We start from the raw sequence: 12,820 nt of genomic DNA on the forward strand, positions 1-12,820 counted from the left end.
AGGTGGACGAAACTAACCGGGTGAAGAAGCTATCCGAGGGGGCGGGGACGGTAGTCGAACGCGGACGGGGGCATCTGGACGCCGGCGGTGCGCAACTGGCCGGCGCGCGTCACGGTGGCCGCACCCTCGAGCAGGTTGAGCGCGATCTGGCGCACAGTGCGCGCCTGCACCGGTTCCAGGAAACTGCCCCGCACCCATTCGTTGAACCCACCCATCGCCGGGCCGCACCAGATCTGGTAGTCGGCACGCCGCTCGGTGATGCCGTCGCGGGCCCACTGTGAGCCCATGAACAGATACCAGCGGAAGACCAGCGCCATCCGGTGCTTGGGGTCGGTGCGCCCGCGTTCGGCCTGCGCCGGGTCGCTGCGGGAGAAGAAGGCCTCGGTCTCCTGCCAGATGTCGTCGACGGTGCGGCCGAGCACCGCGGTCTCGAGGGTGCGCACCTCGTCGGCGGGGGCTTCCTCGAACGAGGCGTAACGGCGGTAGAAGTCGGACAGCCGCTGGCCGCGCTGGGCGAACATGGTGCCGCGCTTGAGCACCTGCACCGTCACGCCCATCTCGAACATGTCCGAGGCCGGGGCCATCGTCACGTCGGTCGCCTCGGCCTGGGCGAGCAGGCTGCGCGCGTCGGCGGCCAGGCCGCTTTCCACCGCGGACTGATTCACCGACCCGGTCAGGACGTAGGCAGCGCCCGCGGCGAACGCGGCTGCGACCGACGCCGGCGTTCCCAGTCCCCCGGCCGCACCCACCCTGGGCAGAACCGAATAGCCATGGGCTGCGGCAATCTCGTCGCGCAGCGCGATCAGCCCCGGCAGCAGCACCGTCAGCGCGCGGTTGTCGGTGTGCCCACCGGAATCCGCCTCGGCGGTGATGTCCTCGGCGATCGGGATGCCGGCAGCGAGCTGGGCTTCCTCGGCGGTGATGCGGCCCTGGGCGACCAGCGCACTCAGCATGGCCTCCGGCGCGGGAGAAAGGAATTGTCGCGCCACCTCGTCGCGCGACACCTTGCCGAAGATGTGGCCGGCGCGCACGATCTGTCCGTCCGGGCCGCGACGAAGACCCTTCACCGCGTAGTGGACGATCGCCGGGGTGAGCCTCATGAACGCCGAGGCCGACACGTAGCGAACTCCCAGCCGATGGAACAGGTCGACGGTGGCCATCTCCACGCCTTCGTTGTGAAGGTTGTGGATGAGGTTCGCGCCCCAGCCGCCCGCGTCGGGTCCGAGCGCGTCCTGGATTTCCCGCACGCCCGCTTCGATGGTCGGCAGGTCCAACCCGGCACTGCCGTAGAAGGCCATCACTCCGGCCCGCACACCCTCGATGGTCATCCGCGGGGTGGCGATACCGCGTGCCATCTCGCCGATCACATACGGAAAGCGGACACCGTGGGTGGCGGTGAAGCTGCGCTCGCCGAGCCATTCGGGGTAGATAGGCGGCAGGACGGCGAGCACGTCCTGACCCATGATCTCCGGTGTGAGCAAACCCGCGTCGTCGAGCACGACGGCCCGCGGACCCTGAGCCGACCCGACCACTGCCACCGGCCTGCGGATCGCGTCGAGCGCCTCGACGACGTCGTGCCGATCGAGCAAAGAACTGGAAGCGGCGTCCGCAGGACGCGAGTTAGCCAAGGACGCACGCATGGTGTCGCACTTTAACCAATTAACGCGAGCGTGAGGCCGTTTTAGAACACGTTCTTATCCCGGCCCCCCTACTAGCCGGTAACACTGTGAACGAGGATATCCCGTAACTGGAGTTATCCGTTGCTGAAATCGCATGTCGGGGTGATTTTCGTAAGATTTCGCCCCCACCGGGCGCTCCGGAGCCGCGGTTCAGTAGTTCATGCAGGTGTTGGCGACCTTGGTAACTGCCGGGCCGACGGCGGCTGCGAGCATGGCCTCGGTCTGCGGATCCATCGTCGATTGCTGCTGAGCGATCTGCGCCTGACGCTGCTCCACCGGCAGCGCCAGGAACTGCTGCAGATTGGCCTGCATGTCCGGCCGGTACGCAAGCTGCAGACTCAGCGACGGCGCCTGCGCCTTGAGCGCGGCGCTGACCTGGGCGTAGCTACACGGCGTCGTAGCAAGGGCGTCGGTGATCGGGTCGGCATCGGCCGTTGCGGTCATCGCCAACGGAACAGCGGTGATCAGGCCCCCGACGATGACGACACTTCGGAACCAGCGTGCAGGTGTCATCGACACGTGACCTTCCCTATGAGATGCCTTGCGGCGCGGTGGATGCGCGCCAGTTAAACACTGCAGCGAATTCCCGGGACGAGAAATGGCGCGACGGAAAGATTTCACCCCGCACGCGAAACGAGACTGGTAGTTCTAAAAGTCTCGCCGTTGTTCTACCGTCGAACACAGGTCCCCTGACATCGTCACCGAAGGACACCCATGACCGCTTCCGTACAACTGCCGTTTCGCCAGGACCATCCGCTGCGGTCGTCCGAGGAACTGCAGGCCCTGCAGGCCCGCGGTCCGATCCATAAAGTGCTGACCGCTGTCGGCGACGAGGCCTGGCTGGTCACCGGCTACGCCGAAGTACGCAGGCTGATGGACGACGAACACCTGGGGCGGACCCACCGCGACCCCGCCACTGCGCCGCGCAGCCGGACGTCGGCGTTGTTCGGCGGACCGATCGGCGACTTCGACACCGAACTTGCCGACCACGCGCGGATGCGGCAGCTGCTGCAGCCGCACTTCTCCCCCAGACACATGCGGGAACTGCAACCCAAGCTGGAGCAGCAGTGCGCCGCCCTGCTCGACGATATGGAGCGTCACGGCCCGGCCGCCGACCTGCTCACCAGCCTGGCCCAGCCGTTCCCCGTCCTGGTCATCTGCGATCTGCTCGGCGTGCCCTACTCCGACCGGGACCGCTTCCGGCTCTGGGTCGAAGACGCCGCCTTCTCCCCCGACGACGCGGTGTCGGAGAACGGCCTCGTCGCTCTGTTGGGCTACGGCATGGAGCTGGTGGCCGCCAAACGCAGCGACCCCGGCGACGACGTCATCTCCCGGTTGTGCGACGAGCCGGACCTGTCCGATCTCGAGATCGCCACGCTGGGTATGCAGTTGTTGTTCGCCGGGCACGAGACCACGGTGATGCAGATCTGGCTGCAGTCGCTGCTGCTGCTCAGCGATCGCGACCAGTGGCAGCTGCTGCTGGAGTCACCCGAGCTGATCCCCAAGGCCGTCGAGGAGCTGTTGCGAGTCGGGATGCCCGGCGGAATCGGTGTGCCCCGCTACGCGCGCGACGACATCGAAGTGGGCGACGTGACCATCCGGGCCGGCGATCTGGTGCTGCTCGACCCCGGCTCGGCCAACCACGACCCGGCCGCTTTCCCGGACCCGTACCGGGCCGACGTGTTCCGGACCGGGGCCGCCCACGTCGGCTTCGGCTACGGCATGCGCTACTGCGTCGGCGCGGCTTTGGCCAGGATGGAGCTGAAAATTGTTTTCTCCCAGCTGATTCCGAGATTCCCCGATCTTCAGCTGCGCGGTGACGTCTCGGCCATGGGCGCCGGGTTCCATTCGCTGTCGCACGGCTTGGTGCCGCTTCCCGTCAGCTGGTGAACCAGCGTGGGCCGGGCACCCGGCCGACGAATCTACGGGACTGCTGCCAACCACCTGCCGGTGTCCCAAACAACGAGCTTTCCGCCAACGGGCGGGCGCAACCTGGAGATATCCCCTCCACCAAGGAGTCATGCCATGGTCGCTCCCGCCCAACCCATCCCCACCCGATCTGAGGCCCGGATGCTGTTGACCGCTCTGGACCGGATGCGCACCAGGCTGGTCATGCAACGCGCCGAACTAGCCAGACAACTGCGTGAGGTCTCCGAGCGCATCGACGGAACAGACCGCCAACTCGACGATGTACGGATCACCGCGGAATGGCTGTCGGCGGTCTCCCGCCACCCCAGTACCCGCCTGCCCGCCTGAGCTTTTCCTACTCAGGCCCCCACCGGACGCCGTGTCGGATAGCGTGACACCACGGCAATGGAGGGGGTCACATGCAGCGTCACGTGCGCAGGTGGGTCGGGGGTGTCCTCGCACTGGCATCAGTTCCTGTTGCCGCGATCTCCATCGCGGCGCCGAGCCAAGCCGACGACGGCTGCGGCGCAGGCATGTACTTCAACTGGGAGACCAACCAGTGTGAGTACTACGACGACGTGAACGTCTACATCAATCCGTGCTGCTACGTCGGGCCCGCGGGCGTCGGCCCCGTCGGACCAGGCCCCATCGGACCCGGCCCAGTCGGACCAGGCCCCGTCGGACCGGGACCCGTCGGGCCCGGACCATTCGGCCCCGGTCGACGTTGACCTCGAGACCCACGACATGACAACCGACGACGACGACGATGCCCGCCGCAAGAGCTTCGAGGAACGGGAGAAGGCGCGCGCCGAGGCCGAACGCGGTGAGGACGTGGTGTTCCCCGAGGGCTTTCGCAAGATGTGGCGGATGCTGCTTGGGCCGTGGAATCGCCGCTGATCGCATACGATCCCCCCAGCCGCGAGGTTGAAAGCGCCCTAGCCTGAGGAGGGTTTGCCGTGAGCGACCGTCCCCTACGGGCCTCCTCGGACACCGACACGCTGTCCCCGCGCCAGATCGCATTCCTCGTTGCGGCACTGGTTTTCGCGCTCATGTCGTTCTCGCTGAACGCGACCATGATCGCCCCGGCGGTCCGCGATATCAACGAGACGCTGGGCCCCGGTGCGTTCGCGGCCATCTCGACGCCGTTCTATCTGGCCGGGGCGATCGCCAACGTGGTACTGATCCGCTGGAGCGACTACATCGGCCGAAAGCGGGTGTTGATCGGCATTCTCATCATCGTGTGCATCGGCACCGTGCTGTGCCTGAGCACGTCGCTGCCCATCGTGATCGTCGGGCGATTCCTGCAGGGAACCGCGAACATCACCTACGGGTTGGCCTTCCTGATTCTGCGGGCGAGGGTCAGCGGAACGACGTTCGGTCTGTGCTGCGGGGTGATGGCGTCGATCAATGGCGGTGTCGCCGGCGGTGACGCGTTCCTCGGCGGGGTGATGACCGACATGTGGGGCTACCGGTCCATCTTCGTGCTGATCCTGGCCGTCGGCGTCATCGCACTCGGCCTGGTGTGGCGAGCCGTACCCGCCGACCAGTCCGATGATCGCAAGTCCGGCCGGATGGACTGGATCGGCGGGGTGCTGATCGCGATGACCGTCGCCGGCATCACGCTGTTCCTGTCCAACGGCGGGCACGACGGCTGGGACTCCACCCCCGCGGTGGTGTGGCTGGCGATCACGGCCGCCGCCTTCGTGGGACTGCTGGTCTCCACCCGGCGAACCGACGACCCCATCGTGGAGATCGCGTACATGCGTACGCGCGAAGCGTGGCCATTGCTCGTCGTCACCGTGCTGGTGATGGGCTCGTTCATGGTGATCAACGGATTCGTCGTGCCCAGCATGGCCGAGGATCCGGACTCCGGATTCGGCCTTAATGCGACGACGACAGCGCTGTTGTTTCTCACCCCGGGCGCGATCGTGCAGGTGCTCACCGCGCCCTTGATCGGCCGGTTGGCGGTGCGGGTCGGCTTCGTCACGATGTTGCGCGCCGGGGTGGCGGCCTCGACCGTGGTGGTCGCGTTGATGGCGGTGTTCGCCGACCACAAGTACGCGGTCGCGGCACTCATGGTGGTCTTCGGATTCACCTGCTTCGCGGTGACGCTGACGCCGCTGAGTTCACTGGGCGTATTGCAGGCCTCCGAGGAGGAACCGGGTGCGCTGCCCGGTATCGCCAACGCCAGCTACGGGATTGGCTTCTCCCTGGGGTTCGCCTGGGCCGGGCCGATGGTGGGCTCGGGCACGGATTCGACGTACCAGGCGGCGTTCTGGACCTGCGTCGGCATCGGCGTGATCGCCCTGGCGTTCAGTGCGGTGCTGCGGCCGACCGCCGCGTCTAGGGGCTCTGCCGCCCCGGCCGGTTCGACAGCTCCCCGGTCATCGCCTTAACCGAGGGCGGGATCGGGGTGTCGGCGGCACAGTCCGGGGCCCGCTGCGGCTCACCGTAAACCGTTGTCAGCGGGACGATTCCGGCCCACCCGCCCGCAGCGACGTCCTCGTCTTCGTCTTCGGGCCAGCCGTCGCCGATCTTCAGCGACCAGTTGTCCTGGCCGATCGCCATCCGCAGCGCCAGGGTCGCGGCGAGTTCCTTGCGGTTGCTCGGTCGCAACTCAGCCACCCGGCCGGGGATGAAGGTGTCCGTGAGCGTCTCCAGGTAGGTCACCTTGTCCGCCTCGGGCACCACCTCGAACGTCCCGAACAGCACTGCACTGCGGAACTGGAAGGACGACTCGAAACCGCTGCGCGCCACCAGAACTCCGTCCAGCGCGGTGACCGACACCGCCGCGTGCGCACCGTCGGCGAGTTGCCGCAACCAGGGCGAGCCGGTCGAACCGTGGATGACCAGTTCGTCACCGATGCGGGCGCATCCGACGGGGAAGATCACCGGGTGGCCGTCGCGGATCAGTGCGATCGTGGCCAGCGGGGTGGTATCGAGCAGCTCGTCGAGGCGGGCGCGGGAGGTGTTCTGCTTCTCCGCCAGACGGCTGACCTGAGTCGAGGGTTGTGCCATGCCACTACTGTCGCACGGCGCGCAGCGACTCGTGAGTCAGGTCGGCCAGCGTCGGGTAGCCGTCGATCGCCATGATCAGGTCTGCCTCGGCCAGCATCGACCGCAGCACGTGCACGATCCCGTCGGTTCCCGCCAGCGCCGCCCCATAGGCGTAGGGCCGGCCGATCCCGACTGCGCTGGCACCCAGCGCCAGCGCCTTGATGACGTCCGCCCCCGAACGAACCCCGGAGTCGAACAGCACGGGTATCTCACCAGCGGCGGCCACCACGTCGGGCAGGCAGTCGATGGCAGGCACCCCGCCGTTGGCTTGGCGGCCGCCGTGGTTGGAGCAGTAGATGCCGTCGACCCCGGCGTCGATGGCGCGCCGCGCGTCGTCGGGATGGCAGATGCCCTTGAGGATCAGCGGCAGTTTCGTCAGCGACCGCAGCCACGGTAAGTCGTTCCAGGTCAACGAGTTTCCGAACACGCTGACCCAGTGCATGACGGCGTTGCGCGGGTCGGCGTCGATGTCGGCGTCGACCTTGGCACGGAAGTGCGGGTCGCTGATGTAGTTGGCCAGGCACTTGCCGCGCAATTGCGGGAAGTTGGCGGTCGTCAGGTCGCGCGGGCGCCAGCCGGGGATCCAGGTGTCAAGGGTGACCACGATGCCGGCGTAGCCGGCGGCCTCGGCGCGGTGCACGAAGCTTTCGGCGAGCTCCCGGTCGGTGGGGGTGTACAGCTGGAAAAGCCCTGGGGTGTCGCCGAATTCAGCGGCGACGTCTTCCAGCGGATCCATGGTGAGCGTGGAGACGCACAGCGGAACACCGGTGCGGGCGGCGGCGCGCGCCGCGGCGAGGTCACCATGCTGGTCCTGGGTGCACAGCCCGATCACCCCGATGGGAGCCATGAACAGCGGGTTGGGCCAGCGTCGCCCCCACAGCTCGACCGACATGTCGCGCTCGGTGGCGCCGACGAGCATCCGCGGGATCAGGCCCCACTGGTTGAACGCGGTGACGTTGATGTTCTGGGTTCGCTCGTCACCGGCCCCGCCTGCGACATACGACCACACCGACGGCGAAAGTGCTTGCTGCGCGCGGGATTCGAGCTCGGCGAACGTCATCGGCAGACTGGGGAGCACCCCGGTCAGGCCCTGGAAGTAGATCTCGAGCTGGTAGTTGCCATAGGGCTGGGTCATGCGGGTGCCTCGTTTCAGCCGACGTCGGCGACCAGGTCGGCCACCCGACGCAGCTGGTCGATGTCGGTACTGGTGGGGATGAGGTGCACCTCGGTGGTGCCGATCGCGGCGAACCCCTTCAGCGTCGCGACGAGTTCCTCGTCGGTGCCGGCCCAGCCGGTGGTGGGGGCCATCGCGTCGACGTACTCGGCCGGTATCCAGTTCATGTAGTGCCGAAGGTGCTTGTGCACCTGGGCGCGCGGCGCATCTCCCTGCCCGAGGGCGAACCAGAACGATGTCGCCAGGTGGGGTTCGGGCTTGCCCTGTTGAGCCCACGCGGTGCGGGCGACGTCGAACAGTTCGTCCTGCTTGCCCAGGTCGAGATCCAGGGTGATGCCGGCCAGACCTTCGGCCCACGGCGCCGCACTGCGAATCGTCTTGGGCCCGATGGTGCCGACGAGCAGCCGCGGTCCGCCGTGCTGGGCGGGTTGCGGCCCGACCGGCAGCACGGACTCGGTGATCTTCTCCCCCGACCAGATTCGCTGCATCACCGCCACCCGTTCGGCCATCTCACGCATGGTCTGGGTCTTGGGGTCCGCCCCCACTGCGCGGTAGTCCTCCTCGCGGCCGCCGACGCCGATGCCCACCGTCAGCCGTCCACCGCAGAGCATGTCGCCGGTGGCCAGCTGCTTGGCCAGCATCACCGGGTCGTGAAGTTGCGGCACCACCACGGTGGTGACCAGCGGCACCCGGTCGGTCCACGCCGACAGCGCACCCAGCAGGGTCAGTGAGTCGGGATTGCTGAACGCGATGCGCTCGCCCCAGCACAACGAGGAGAACGGACCCTCGTCGACGGCCTTGGCCCAGCGCTTCAAGATGTCTGCGTCGAGGTCCGGCTCCATCACCGGCAGCGTCATGCCAATCTGCACGTTCGCGATTCTGGCACGGCGGCGAGTTCGACGTTTTGGCGCGTCCCACTCGAACTTCCCCGCCCGTTCGTCGGTTTCGGCGACAGCGGGGTCAGGCGACGGGGTCCTTGCTGGCCCGCACCGGGCCGGGATTCGGCGGCGGGCTCAGCAGATTGCCGCGCACACTGCCGCGGGTGGTGCGCACCGCCACCAGCAGCCAGGTGCACAACAACCCGGCGTACGCCAGCACCGCGGCGACCTTGAACGCCGGCAGCGAGGTGTGCACGGCAAGCTGGGTGGTGCCGGTGACGAAGGTGCCCACCGGAAATGTCAGGCTCCACCAGGTCAGCGCGAACGGCATTCCGCGCAGCAGCGTGCGCACCGTCAGCAAGGCCGCCAGGGCGATCCACAGCACGGCGAAGCCCCACACCGGAACACCGAACAGGATCGCGAAAGCGTTGAAGTTGTCGGCCAGGTCAGGGCCGACCGCCAAGCCCGCGTTGATACCCAAAAGCCCTGCCGCCGTGATGGATTGCCCCAGCGGCCCGAGCACGATCCACAGCGTGGGGACCCGCGCGGTGCCCGAGGTGCCGTAGAGCGCGAGCCGGCTCCAGATCATGGAAATGATGATGAATGCCGCCACCAGAGACAGCCCGAACAGCGCGTAGCACCCGTAGAACATGGTGGTCCGCCCGGTGCCCGGTGCCATATGCGGGATCAGCAGCGCACCGGCGGCCGCCGACACCATCGGCGGCACGATCGGCATCAGCCAGCCGCCGAATGCGGCGTCGGGTTCGACGTTGTGCTGGGTGAACATCAGGAACGGAATGCTCACCGCGGTGAACAGTCCGCCGATGGTGCCGGCGGTCCACAGCACCCACGCGAGGTCGACGGCAAGCCGTTGTCCGATGATGGCGTGACCGACCAGCAGCGCACCGGAGCCGACCGTCATCAGCGCCATCGGTGCCGCGCCGTAGAAGTGGGCCATCTGCGGATTGCGGGCGTGGCTGCGCGCCGTTGTCGGATGCCGCAACCAGTGACCACCGACCACCGCGAGCAGGATGGCCAGCAGCACGGCCGCGATCACCCACACCACCTGGGTGAACTCCCGCAGTCCGGGGACCTGGAGGGGAAGCGTGGCCCCGGCGGTCGCCACGATGCCGGTGCCCATCACCGACGCGAACCAGTTCGGTCCGATGTTGCCCAGCTTCTCAACACGCGTTTGAGTGGTCATCAGATTTACGACACCCCGCTGTTGTGGCCGCGCCGGTTCTCCTGCTTGAGATAGTCGCGGGCCATGGTGGTTACGTGCTCGGGAAGCGTCCCGCCGGCCACGTCGGCCAGACTGGTCTCTTCGAGAACCGACCTCATGCTGGCGCGCAGCGCGCGCCAGACATCGGTCAGCGCCTTGGTCGGCCCCGTGTAGGGCAGGTCACCCAGGCCGATATCGCGCACGCTGGCCAACGGGCCGTCGATGCATCGCAATACGTCGGCCACGCTGATCTCTTCTGCCGGGCGGGCCAGTTCGTAGCCGCCGTCGCGGCCGCGATGGCTACGGACCAGCCGATCGGTACGCAGGGCGGACAGAATGTCGACGAGGAACTGGGCGGGAATCCCCTGAGCTCTGGCCAGGTCTTCGGTCTTGACCAGCACTCCGGTCTCCACCGAGGCCAGCTGGGTCATAGCGCGAACGGCGTACTCCGCTTTCGCCGACATTCGCATGCCGCGAATTGTGCCACCGCGGCAGTGACAATCGGCTCAGGTGCTCAGTTGTCGGCTGACGTGGCCGATTCGGCGGTGGCGTGCGGGCTCAGCGCTGTGCCGACCGCGGTACCGAAACGATCTGTCGAGGTCCGGACCGACTGGACCGCCGCGGCGACCTTAGCCCGCAGCGCAGTGGGCACCGACGCCTTGTTGCCGCCGCGGGCACCGGTGGCCGCGACATCGGTGGAACCCGCTGCGGCGGCTGCCGTGATCTCAGCTGCCACGTGGCGACGCAACCCGGCGGCGGTGGTCGGGTGGGGCGCCGGGGCCGCCGACGTTGACGTGTCGGTACCGTCCCGCGTCTGCAGTGCCGAGAGCGGGACGAGACGGTTGCGGACGACGGTGTTGACCGCGTCGGCGACGATCAGCGGTGCCACCACGGGTGCCGACACCGCGGTGATGGCGGTGGCCGCCGCAGTCCGCAGATCCCCGTAACCCAGCGCGGTGATCGTGTCGGCGATGAGTTGGGGTTCCGCGGACACCAGTGCCCCGGCGGCGACCGCGGCGACGACGACCTGCCCACCGACGTAGCCGACGTCACCGGCCAGCGACGTCAGGGCCTGCCGCAGGACCGGATCGATGTCACCGGGGGCCGCGGGCGCAGCGGGAAGACCCGCCGGCCCAGTGCCACTGAGCGGACGGACCGGCGCCGCCTCGGTGGGCAGGGACGCCAGCCAGGCAGCAGTGAGCGTCGGGGTCATTGCGTCGGCGGAGGTCGTGGTGCGGGCGTCGAAGACCTGCTCGACCGCCTTGCCGCCGAGCAGAGTCGCGTGAGTGACCAGTTCGGCGAGCATCCGCTTGAGAGTGCTGGCCGGACCGGTGTCGGAGGGATCGAGGGCGATCGCGTCGATGAAGGCTTGGTCCCGAATGGTCGCCGACGCACTGGCGCCCGCCGACAGTTCAACGGCGGGAACCCGGACGTCGGATTGCGGGACGGAAACGGGGTTGGCGACGACGACGGTAGCGCCAACGAGCGCCACCGCGGTGGTGACGATCGCACCGATACCCCGCCGCACTGACTTCACCACCTTGTTCCGAGCTGAAGCATCAACAATACCTGAGAGGAAACTGAGAGAGTTGTCCGGCACGCGCCTCTTGCTGTGGAAAAGACTTCCGTGCGGGTCTGACAGCAATGTGCCCCTCCTTCCGAGGAAGGAGGGGCACCGCTCGGCCGAGTGAACTACGCGGCCGATTTTCCTGCCGGAGCATGGTGGGCACGCTTGCTGCCGCCGGTGCTCTTGGCGCCACCCTGCGCCGAACCGGTGTCCGGCGAGCCCGCACCGGCAGTGCCGGTGTCACCCGGTGTCGGCCCGGCCTCGGGCTTGGCGACCTCGGTGACCGCGGTGGTGTCAGCAGACTCGGTGCCGGCCTGCGCCGCAGCGCGCAGCGCCGACACCGCCGACGGTGCCGCGGACTTGGCCGCTGCCGCGGGCTGGAACGGGCCGGTCGCCGGGTTATAGGTCGGGTTGTAGAAGCTGTCGGCCAGTTGACGCGTGCCCTGGGTGACCACGGCCCGCAGGCTCGGGATCACCGGATTGCTGGGATCGGTGGTGACGACACCGGGTCCGATGGTGAGCTGCTCCAGGTAGCCGAGGGTGCCGTTGCGTCCCAGGAATCCGTTGACCGCGGTGTCCCACGCCGCTCCGAACTGACCACTGGTCAGCTGCCCGAAGGCGGTGGTCAACGTGGCAATCGCCTGGTTGACGATGTAGGAAGCCCCACCGACGGTCACGCCGACCAGGTTGGTCACCAGCGTCGGGAGGGCGCTGGCCACGATGCCGGCGTTCTCGACGAGATTGCTGACGATGTAGTTGGCGGAGTTCAGGGCCGAGTTGATGCCCTTCTGCAACGGCAGGATGATCTGGCTCTGGATCACGGCCAGCGCCGCGTTCGGATCGCCGGCGATCAACAACTGGGCTGCGTCCACGAGCGCGAACGGCGTGTTCCACACCGCCTGCAGGCTCTTGTTGGCGAAGTCACCGACGCCGCGGATGCCGGCCCAGACGTACCCCGACAGGTTCGTCACGACGGTCTGCGCCAGCGGCAGCGGCCAGAAGGCGAAATCGGGCAGGATGCCCTGATAGCCCGCGTAGGCGTAGTTGCTCAGGGTGGGCAGCGTGTTCCACGGCGCGTCCCACGCCCCGTTGTAGAAGATGTTGGTGTTGACGTCCTCGATGACCTCGGCGACGGCGTTGAGCGGACTGGCCAGCGCGGCGAGTGCGACCGACTGGGTTGCGGCGCGATCGGCGGACGACAGCAGGCTGGGCTGGGTGATCGGCGTGATGGCGATCGCAGTCGCTGCGAGCAGTGTGACCCCGGCGGTCAGTTGCGAGCGCAATGAGATGTCCATGAAGAATCCTCCCCTGGTTTTTTGACGATGTCGTCAGGAG

Annotated in this window: 14 protein-coding genes; 5 read left to right on the forward strand and 9 right to left on the reverse strand. The window is 67.8% G+C overall.

Translation table 11 applies throughout. The features are described from left to right. Positions 1 to 29: 29 nt before the first annotated feature. Both OG976_RS06255 and OG976_RS06260 read right to left on the reverse strand, forming a co-directional pair. The gene (locus OG976_RS06255; RefSeq protein ID WP_328359343.1) at positions 30 to 1,640 is read right to left on the reverse strand and encodes a PfaD family polyunsaturated fatty acid/polyketide biosynthesis protein; all 1,611 of its coding nucleotides are present in this window, start codon (positions 1,638 to 1,640) and stop codon (positions 30 to 32) included. A gap of 189 nt (positions 1,641 to 1,829) precedes the next feature. After that, positions 1,830 to 2,192, reverse strand: coding sequence for a hemophore-related protein (locus OG976_RS06260; protein ID WP_328359345.1), 363 nt, complete (start codon positions 2,190 to 2,192; stop codon positions 1,830 to 1,832). A gap of 201 nt (positions 2,193 to 2,393) precedes the next feature. Between OG976_RS06260 and OG976_RS06265 the strand changes: the two genes are divergently transcribed. From OG976_RS06265 to OG976_RS06285, 5 genes are all read left to right on the forward strand, one after another. Next, the gene (locus OG976_RS06265; protein WP_328359347.1) at positions 2,394 to 3,569 is read left to right on the forward strand and encodes a cytochrome P450; all 1,176 of its coding nucleotides are present in this window, start codon (positions 2,394 to 2,396) and stop codon (positions 3,567 to 3,569) included. Positions 3,570 to 3,704: 135 nt separating this feature from the next. Then, positions 3,705 to 3,935 carry a hypothetical protein gene (locus OG976_RS06270; RefSeq protein WP_328359350.1) on the forward strand — a complete coding sequence of 77 codons (231 nt, stop codon included), beginning with the start codon at positions 3,705 to 3,707 and terminating at the stop codon, positions 3,933 to 3,935. A 71-nt stretch (positions 3,936 to 4,006) separates the two neighbouring features. After that, positions 4,007 to 4,315, forward strand: a complete 309-nt coding sequence (locus tag OG976_RS06275; protein ID WP_328359353.1) for a hypothetical protein — start codon at positions 4,007 to 4,009, stop codon at positions 4,313 to 4,315. A gap of 16 nt (positions 4,316 to 4,331) precedes the next feature. Beyond that, positions 4,332 to 4,484, forward strand: coding sequence for a hypothetical protein (locus tag OG976_RS06280; RefSeq protein ID WP_328359356.1), 153 nt, complete (start codon positions 4,332 to 4,334; stop codon positions 4,482 to 4,484). Between the two features lie 59 nt (positions 4,485 to 4,543). Next, positions 4,544 to 5,983, forward strand: coding sequence for an MFS transporter (locus tag OG976_RS06285; RefSeq protein ID WP_328359359.1), 1,440 nt, complete (start codon positions 4,544 to 4,546; stop codon positions 5,981 to 5,983). On the opposite strand, the gene OG976_RS06290 is transcribed toward OG976_RS06285, so the two are convergent. The 7 genes from OG976_RS06290 to OG976_RS06320 all read right to left on the reverse strand — a co-directional run bounded on the left by OG976_RS06290 (position 5,931) and on the right by OG976_RS06320 (position 12,780). Continuing rightward, complete coding sequence (locus tag OG976_RS06290) at positions 5,931 to 6,605, reverse strand: pyridoxamine 5'-phosphate oxidase family protein (protein ID WP_328359362.1); 675 nt, start codon at positions 6,603 to 6,605, stop codon at positions 5,931 to 5,933. The two genes, OG976_RS06285 and OG976_RS06290, sit on opposite strands and share 53 nt — an antisense overlap. 4 nt (positions 6,606 to 6,609) lie before the next feature. Continuing rightward, on the reverse strand, positions 6,610 to 7,779 hold the full coding sequence (locus OG976_RS06295) for a lactate 2-monooxygenase (RefSeq protein WP_328359365.1): 1,170 nt from the start codon (positions 7,777 to 7,779) through the stop codon (positions 6,610 to 6,612). Between the two features lie 14 nt (positions 7,780 to 7,793). Then, positions 7,794 to 8,675, reverse strand: coding sequence for an LLM class flavin-dependent oxidoreductase (locus OG976_RS06300; protein WP_328363229.1), 882 nt, complete (start codon positions 8,673 to 8,675; stop codon positions 7,794 to 7,796). 103 nt (positions 8,676 to 8,778) lie between these two features. Next, a complete protein-coding gene (locus OG976_RS06305) occupies positions 8,779 to 9,900 on the reverse strand; it encodes a TDT family transporter (RefSeq protein WP_328359369.1) in 1,122 nt (373 codons plus the stop codon). Positions 9,901 to 9,905: 5 nt separating this feature from the next. Next, a complete protein-coding gene (locus OG976_RS06310; protein ID WP_328359372.1) occupies positions 9,906 to 10,388 on the reverse strand; it encodes an Rrf2 family transcriptional regulator in 483 nt (160 codons plus the stop codon). A gap of 44 nt (positions 10,389 to 10,432) precedes the next feature. Next, positions 10,433 to 11,455 (reverse strand): hypothetical protein, encoded by a 1,023-nt coding sequence (locus OG976_RS06315; RefSeq protein WP_328359375.1) that lies wholly within the window; start codon positions 11,453 to 11,455, stop codon positions 10,433 to 10,435. 155 nt (positions 11,456 to 11,610) lie between these two features. Continuing rightward, a complete protein-coding gene (locus OG976_RS06320; RefSeq protein WP_328359378.1) occupies positions 11,611 to 12,780 on the reverse strand; it encodes a hypothetical protein in 1,170 nt (389 codons plus the stop codon). Positions 12,781 to 12,820: the final 40 nt, after the last annotated feature.

This window comes from Mycobacterium sp. NBC_00419, assembly GCF_036023875.1.
GTDB lineage: Bacteria > Actinomycetota > Actinomycetes > Mycobacteriales > Mycobacteriaceae > Mycobacterium.

Bases quoted from the DNA above. Each gene is read 5' to 3' on its own strand.
- OG976_RS06290 (WP_328359362.1), bottom strand. From the start codon at position 6,605: ATGGCACAACCCTCGACTCAGGTCAGCCGTCTGGCGGAGAAGCAGAAC.
- OG976_RS06270 (WP_328359350.1), top strand. From the start codon at position 3,705: ATGGTCGCTCCCGCCCAACCCATCCCCACCCGATCTGAGGCCCGGATG.
- OG976_RS06320 (WP_328359378.1), bottom strand. From the start codon at position 12,780: ATGGACATCTCATTGCGCTCGCAACTGACCGCCGGGGTCACACTGCTC.
- OG976_RS06300 (WP_328363229.1), bottom strand. From the start codon at position 8,675: ATGACGCTGCCGGTGATGGAGCCGGACCTCGACGCAGACATCTTGAAG.
- OG976_RS06280 (WP_328359356.1), top strand. From the start codon at position 4,332: ATGACAACCGACGACGACGACGATGCCCGCCGCAAGAGCTTCGAGGAA.
- OG976_RS06255 (WP_328359343.1), bottom strand. From the start codon at position 1,640: ATGCGTGCGTCCTTGGCTAACTCGCGTCCTGCGGACGCCGCTTCCAGT.
- OG976_RS06295 (WP_328359365.1), bottom strand. From the start codon at position 7,779: ATGACCCAGCCCTATGGCAACTACCAGCTCGAGATCTACTTCCAGGGC.
- OG976_RS06305 (WP_328359369.1), bottom strand. From the start codon at position 9,900: ATGACCACTCAAACGCGTGTTGAGAAGCTGGGCAACATCGGACCGAAC.
- OG976_RS06275 (WP_328359353.1), top strand. From the start codon at position 4,007: ATGCAGCGTCACGTGCGCAGGTGGGTCGGGGGTGTCCTCGCACTGGCA.
- OG976_RS06265 (WP_328359347.1), top strand. From the start codon at position 2,394: ATGACCGCTTCCGTACAACTGCCGTTTCGCCAGGACCATCCGCTGCGG.
- OG976_RS06260 (WP_328359345.1), bottom strand. From the start codon at position 2,192: ATGACACCTGCACGCTGGTTCCGAAGTGTCGTCATCGTCGGGGGCCTG.
- OG976_RS06310 (WP_328359372.1), bottom strand. From the start codon at position 10,388: ATGCGAATGTCGGCGAAAGCGGAGTACGCCGTTCGCGCTATGACCCAG.